We start from the raw sequence: 4,821 nt of genomic DNA on the forward strand, positions 1-4,821 counted from the left end.
TTTCAAATATTAAAGGCTTATGACAACAACTAAAGCATACACCTACACCGGAACCGGCTCCGCAATCGATGATTACAACAGGCCAAAACAGCAACTTAAAACCATTATACAAGGTGGTAGATCGCACAGCAAAAGCAATTGGGGCTTGTTCGACAAAAACAATCAGCAGCACAAGGCCATATTATCACAGTTACGCACATTACAATGGACGGTGCCATCAGAAAAATGGGGCGAAGTTGCAGACCTCGACAGGTTAAGCGAGTTTTTAAAGAGTGATAAAAGCCCCATTAATAAACCTTTAAAAGAAATGAACCAACAAGAGCTCTCCAAAATCATTTCCTGTTTTGAATCAATGGTAACTAAAAAATATAAGTAACTATGGAGCATTTAATGATAGATTTAGAGACTATGGCTAACGAGTCATTCTCTGCAATTATAAGTTTGGCAGCGGTCGAATTTGATATTAACACAGGTCAAACAGGCAAAGAGTTTTATATCAACATATCATTACAATCATGTATCGATTTAGGATTAATTGTAAATGCTGATACAATTATGTGGTGGATGAAACAAACCGATGAAGCTCGTAAAAGTCTTCTGAACGGAACTGTTCATATTGTTGATGCGTTAACCTCCTTTTCTGGATTCTGTAACAAAGATTATCAAGTTTGGGGCAATTCTGCCAGATTTGATTTAGGAATACTTCAAAACGCCTATAACAAAGCAAAATTACCTATCTGTTGGGATTTTAAAAAAGAAAGATGTGTTAGAACCTTAGTTAGTTTCAAACCTGAGATTAAAGCAAACTTCAAATATTTAGGTGTTGGACATAATGCTTTGGCTGACTGTTATAATCAAATTGCGTATTGTCATTTGACATGGTCGAAAATCAACTCTTAAACCGAATGTAGATGAGAAAAATACAGAAAGTAATAGACACTTGTTATGATTGTGAGTTTTGCCAACAATTTAAAAAAACAAAAAACGAAAGTACTAAAGCTTTTATCTGCTTATTTGAAGCTGACGAAAGTACTATTAAGCACCAGCCTTTTTTACTTGATGTCTGCGAAAATGGCTCGAATCATATAGATATACCAGACAATTGTCCTTTAGAAACTTATAAACCAATTGAAGTATGAAATTAAATCTTAAACTATCACCATTGCAAATAAACGCTTTGGTGCATCACTTCCCAAAACCGCCGTATGCTCCAGAGAAAAATAGAGAGATAAAAGTCGCCAGAGCAGTATTGGAAAAAGTGATTTTGAAATTTGAAAAAAAGGAGTTAGAAATCAGGCGACAAAAAGTTGATCTATTTTCTAAAAAACCTAAAAAAGTTTCTTTCGGTCTTGAATATTACGAAGCTCACTATTTAGAGAGATTTATTGGAGTTGTTGAAGCTTTTCCAATGAATGATTATGACCGGAATGTACTCCGAATGATTAAATCGAATTTAAACCAACAATTGGCGTAATGAGACAAAAAAAAATACCCCAAAAGACCAACGCTAAAAGCCGAAAGCATTTTTGATAACGATAAACGATTAAAGCAGGAGGCCAGAGAAATTTCAAAAACATTTATTCACACCAAACCTGTAAAATACCTTTTAAAATGAGCGTAAAACCAGAACTATTTAAAGATTGGCAAATGTTAATGCAAGGCATGAAAACAATTGCGTCAGAATATCCAGTTTTCGAAGTAAAAGTAACAAAGGATAGTCATATTATTATCAATAATGATTGGGATATTATTTGCCATTTTATTAATAATGAATATGTAGAAGCAAAACTATCTTTTAAAGGCGAAACTGTTTTAACCGTTCGGCATTTAAAAAAATACCATGCTACTGCATGTGCTGTTTTACAATTCATTGAAGATAACTTATAATTATGAAAAAGAAAATTTACATAGCCGGAAAAGTAACCGGTGAACCAATAGCCGAATGCACGATGAAGTTTGGCATAATTCAAAAGCAATTAACTGATTTAGGTTTTGAAGCTGTAAATCCTTTAGTAGTTGTGGGTGATTGGAAATGTCAGTGGAATGTGGCAATGAAAAAATGTATCACAACAGTTATGAGTTGTGATGGTGTAATTCTAATTAATGACTGGATGCGATCAAAAGGCGCAAAACTTGAAATTGAAATTTGCGACCAATTAGGCATTCCAACGTTTAACAATCTAAAAGAACTACAAGAATGGAACAACTCACAACCTACACTGTAAAAAGCAAGCAAAACGGCTATATCTGGCTGTTTAAATACGATTTAAACGGCGACTTTAAAAGTTTCGAAATTCTGGACGGTTCATTATCACCGAAGCAAATAACGTGGCTGTTTTCAGGTTCTAACTTTCCATCATCAGAAAATGTTATGCAAAGTGTGTGGATGTCAAAAAACCTCAAAGATAACTTTGAAATTACAAAAGCTGCTCCCGTTTTAGACTTCGAAAATCTTTGGAATTTGTACGCCCACAAAGTGTCAAAATTTGACTCAGAAAAGCAGTTCAAAAAACTAAAAGATGCTGACAAAATTAAATGCTTTCTGGCCATTCCCGGATATAAAAAATACTTATCCAAAACCGGTACCGCAATTGCTCATTTATCAACTTTCATAAATCGTCAGTATTATAATGATGATTGGACAAAAGCTTAATGGCTACAGGAATATCTTTTGGATTTGCCCTATGAGGTTACGGCAAAACAATAATTAAATTAATCACTAATCACTAAATTTTTATGAGTACAAAGAGTTTGAATCAAATCTTAACTAATGCAGGAATAGAAATAATAAGAATTTCAGAAAACCCTAACGAAGTTAAGTTAAAGTATAACGGAAAGGAAATTTTAAGAGGATATGTTATAGATTGTTATTCAAGAGTAAAAAGATTTTTCAATATTGATTTGAAAGAATTTGAGTGATTTTAATTAAATGAGGTATAACGTTGAGCATAACAGTAGTTTAGGGTTAAAAATCCTGAACTATCGAAGTTAAGAACCAAGATTAAAAGTACAAAACAAATTATAAATCCAGCCTGATGCCTAAATTACTGTTATGCAGTGTTAGCAAATCGGCTTTTTAATCCGCAAAAATGAGCAATAAAAGAGAAACTAAATTTGAGATTGATTTATTAGACCAAGGTTTTTTAATTACTAAAAACGGAACTGAAAGAATAGGCATTAATAACGAGAATGATTTAGAAAGTAGAGTTTCTAAATTACTATCTGTTGAAGCAGATGTTAAGAACTTACTTTATTTTAATAAGCAAAAAAAAGTAATAATTACGATTTCTGTTGATTATTATGAGTAAGCTGTTTGTTAACTACTTACTAATAGCAATTCAATAAATTGAACAAATGGAAAAGCCAACAATATCAAGCAACGGACAAAAGCTAATTATGTTTTTAGATGAAAAAATGTATGAAGGCAGCTTTACAAATAACGACCTAGTTCAATTTATTGAAGTAGTTGGAAAATATCTAGGACTTATGACTATTCCAAAATATGCTGTATGTAATAAAATGAGCTACAACGGCGCAAAATGTCACAGAAACGTAAAAACGATTTTAGGCGTTAAATTTGTAATTGACAACGATTAAACAATATGATATGATACTAGGATTTAGCACACAAATAAACGGCAAGTCTACTGACTTTGTAGAAAAAATATGGGCTTCAATAGAGGATAAATATAAAATTGATAATAAGTACATTTTTCCTGAAATGTATTACGAATGCATCAATAAAAAACTTTTAAAATTAGTTGAAGCGAAACCTAAAATTCACACTATCCGGGAAGACCCAAAAGACCGTTGGAAAGTCGGAATGATGATTGATTTTTTTATCAATGTGAGGACAAAGAAAATGTTTCGATTTGCTCCGGTTCTGCCGGTGGTTAGTACTCAAAAAGTTGAAATTATAATTACTCAAAATTGTGGTTTTAGGAAAAGACAAGTGTGGATCGATGATGTATTTGCAATATACTATGAGTATGGCCATAGAGTAATTGACAAAGGGCTTTTAGAATTAGTTCAGAACGACGGTTTCGACACAATAGAAGATTTCTTCGCTTACTTCAATGAAGATTTTACTGGGAAAATAATTCACTGGACGGATTTAAAATATTAGAAAAAATACTACATTTGGAGTCTGTTTAAAAAAAAGAACACATGAAAAAAATAATTTATATCATAATAGGATTTATTGCCTTAGGTCTATTTGCAAGATTTACACAAAGCAGTACTAAGGATGAAGAAAAACAAGCATCAGCTAAAGTAGAAACTGAAACAAAAACATACTCTGAACGTTTTGAAGAAAAAAACTTTGACGAATTAAGAGGCGGTTACAAACCCATTAAAAGGTATTTAAAAGAAAATATAAATGATCCGTCGAGTCTTGAAATTGTCAATACCTGGAATAATGGAATGAATAAAGACAGTACTTTTGCTATTAAAACCACATTCCGAGCTAAAAACGCTTACAATGCTTTGGTGTTACAGGCGATTTATTGTAATCTGGATTACGATGGAAATTTAACCAATATAAGTATAGAATAGAATAGTATAGAATAGAATAGAATAGTATAGAATTTAAAAACCCGACTGAATCCAGTCGGGTTTTTTTATGCTCAAAAACTCGTGTTGCACAATTTAAAGTTACTTTTTATTTTTGCTACATGGCGTATAATAAAAAGAACTACAACAAAAGAGCTCAGTTTATTATTGAGGTCTATAATGGCGCCAAACATCCAGATACAAAGATTGTACGTACTATTTTTCCAAAGTTCAATATATTCATCTCTTATCGCCAATGGATGAACATTA

13 protein-coding genes are annotated in these 4,821 nt (G+C 32.2%); 12 read left to right on the forward strand and 1 reads right to left on the reverse strand.

The window, feature by feature from the left end:
- Positions 1 to 19: 19 nt before the first annotated feature.
- From GXM17_RS21010 to GXM17_RS21060, 12 genes are all read left to right on the forward strand, one after another.
- Positions 20 to 376: a hypothetical protein gene (locus tag GXM17_RS21010; RefSeq protein ID WP_163401477.1), complete on the forward strand. Its 357-nt coding sequence runs from the start codon at positions 20 to 22 to the stop codon at positions 374 to 376.
- A 2-nt stretch (positions 377 to 378) separates the two neighbouring features.
- The gene (locus GXM17_RS21015; protein WP_163401478.1) at positions 379 to 900 is read left to right on the forward strand and encodes a 3'-5' exonuclease; all 522 of its coding nucleotides are present in this window, start codon (positions 379 to 381) and stop codon (positions 898 to 900) included.
- 11 nt (positions 901 to 911) lie between these two features.
- Positions 912 to 1,139 (forward strand): hypothetical protein, encoded by a 228-nt coding sequence (locus GXM17_RS21020; RefSeq protein ID WP_163401479.1) that lies wholly within the window; start codon positions 912 to 914, stop codon positions 1,137 to 1,139.
- The gene (locus GXM17_RS21025; RefSeq protein WP_163401480.1) at positions 1,136 to 1,474 is read left to right on the forward strand and encodes a hypothetical protein; all 339 of its coding nucleotides are present in this window, start codon (positions 1,136 to 1,138) and stop codon (positions 1,472 to 1,474) included. The genes GXM17_RS21020 and GXM17_RS21025 overlap by 4 nt, the downstream gene beginning before the upstream one ends.
- Before the next feature lie 137 nt (positions 1,475 to 1,611).
- Positions 1,612 to 1,887, forward strand: a complete 276-nt coding sequence (locus tag GXM17_RS21030) for a hypothetical protein (RefSeq protein WP_163401481.1) — start codon at positions 1,612 to 1,614, stop codon at positions 1,885 to 1,887.
- Between the two features lie 2 nt (positions 1,888 to 1,889).
- Positions 1,890 to 2,225 (forward strand): DUF4406 domain-containing protein, encoded by a 336-nt coding sequence (locus tag GXM17_RS21035; RefSeq protein ID WP_163401482.1) that lies wholly within the window; start codon positions 1,890 to 1,892, stop codon positions 2,223 to 2,225.
- Positions 2,198 to 2,653, forward strand: coding sequence for a hypothetical protein (locus GXM17_RS21040; RefSeq protein ID WP_163401483.1), 456 nt, complete (start codon positions 2,198 to 2,200; stop codon positions 2,651 to 2,653). The genes GXM17_RS21035 and GXM17_RS21040 overlap by 28 nt, the downstream gene beginning before the upstream one ends.
- A gap of 83 nt (positions 2,654 to 2,736) precedes the next feature.
- Complete coding sequence (locus GXM17_RS21695) at positions 2,737 to 2,919, forward strand: hypothetical protein (RefSeq protein WP_208796473.1); 183 nt, start codon at positions 2,737 to 2,739, stop codon at positions 2,917 to 2,919.
- A 170-nt stretch (positions 2,920 to 3,089) separates the two neighbouring features.
- Positions 3,090 to 3,308: a hypothetical protein gene (locus tag GXM17_RS21045; protein ID WP_163401484.1), complete on the forward strand. Its 219-nt coding sequence runs from the start codon at positions 3,090 to 3,092 to the stop codon at positions 3,306 to 3,308.
- A 46-nt stretch (positions 3,309 to 3,354) separates the two neighbouring features.
- On the forward strand, positions 3,355 to 3,597 hold the full coding sequence (locus tag GXM17_RS21050) for a hypothetical protein (protein WP_163401485.1): 243 nt from the start codon (positions 3,355 to 3,357) through the stop codon (positions 3,595 to 3,597).
- Positions 3,598 to 3,607: 10 nt separating this feature from the next.
- Positions 3,608 to 4,126 carry a hypothetical protein gene (locus tag GXM17_RS21055; protein ID WP_163401486.1) on the forward strand — a complete coding sequence of 173 codons (519 nt, stop codon included), beginning with the start codon at positions 3,608 to 3,610 and terminating at the stop codon, positions 4,124 to 4,126.
- 41 nt (positions 4,127 to 4,167) lie between these two features.
- Positions 4,168 to 4,554 carry a hypothetical protein gene (locus GXM17_RS21060; protein WP_163401487.1) on the forward strand — a complete coding sequence of 129 codons (387 nt, stop codon included), beginning with the start codon at positions 4,168 to 4,170 and terminating at the stop codon, positions 4,552 to 4,554.
- A 71-nt stretch (positions 4,555 to 4,625) separates the two neighbouring features.
- Here GXM17_RS21060 and GXM17_RS21700 read toward each other — a convergent pair.
- On the reverse strand, positions 4,626 to 4,821 hold a 196-nt coding region (locus GXM17_RS21700; protein ID WP_208796474.1), incomplete at its 5' end, for a hypothetical protein.

The sequence above is a fragment of the Flavobacterium fluviatile genome, from assembly GCF_010645065.1.
Lineage (GTDB): Bacteria > Bacteroidota > Bacteroidia > Flavobacteriales > Flavobacteriaceae > Flavobacterium > Flavobacterium fluviatile.

Excerpts from the sequence above, each read along its gene's own strand:
- GXM17_RS21010 (WP_163401477.1), top strand. The coding sequence starts at position 20 with ATGACAACAACTAAAGCATACACCTACACCGGAACCGGCTCCGCAATC.
- GXM17_RS21015 (WP_163401478.1), top strand. The coding sequence starts at position 379 with ATGGAGCATTTAATGATAGATTTAGAGACTATGGCTAACGAGTCATTC.
- GXM17_RS21020 (WP_163401479.1), top strand. The coding sequence starts at position 912 with ATGAGAAAAATACAGAAAGTAATAGACACTTGTTATGATTGTGAGTTT.
- GXM17_RS21025 (WP_163401480.1), top strand. The coding sequence starts at position 1,136 with ATGAAATTAAATCTTAAACTATCACCATTGCAAATAAACGCTTTGGTG.
- GXM17_RS21030 (WP_163401481.1), top strand. The coding sequence starts at position 1,612 with ATGAGCGTAAAACCAGAACTATTTAAAGATTGGCAAATGTTAATGCAA.
- GXM17_RS21035 (WP_163401482.1), top strand. The coding sequence starts at position 1,890 with ATGAAAAAGAAAATTTACATAGCCGGAAAAGTAACCGGTGAACCAATA.
- GXM17_RS21040 (WP_163401483.1), top strand. The coding sequence starts at position 2,198 with ATGGAACAACTCACAACCTACACTGTAAAAAGCAAGCAAAACGGCTAT.
- GXM17_RS21695 (WP_208796473.1), top strand. The coding sequence starts at position 2,737 with ATGAGTACAAAGAGTTTGAATCAAATCTTAACTAATGCAGGAATAGAA.
- GXM17_RS21045 (WP_163401484.1), top strand. The coding sequence starts at position 3,090 with ATGAGCAATAAAAGAGAAACTAAATTTGAGATTGATTTATTAGACCAA.
- GXM17_RS21050 (WP_163401485.1), top strand. The coding sequence starts at position 3,355 with ATGGAAAAGCCAACAATATCAAGCAACGGACAAAAGCTAATTATGTTT.
- GXM17_RS21055 (WP_163401486.1), top strand. The coding sequence starts at position 3,608 with ATGATACTAGGATTTAGCACACAAATAAACGGCAAGTCTACTGACTTT.
- GXM17_RS21060 (WP_163401487.1), top strand. The coding sequence starts at position 4,168 with ATGAAAAAAATAATTTATATCATAATAGGATTTATTGCCTTAGGTCTA.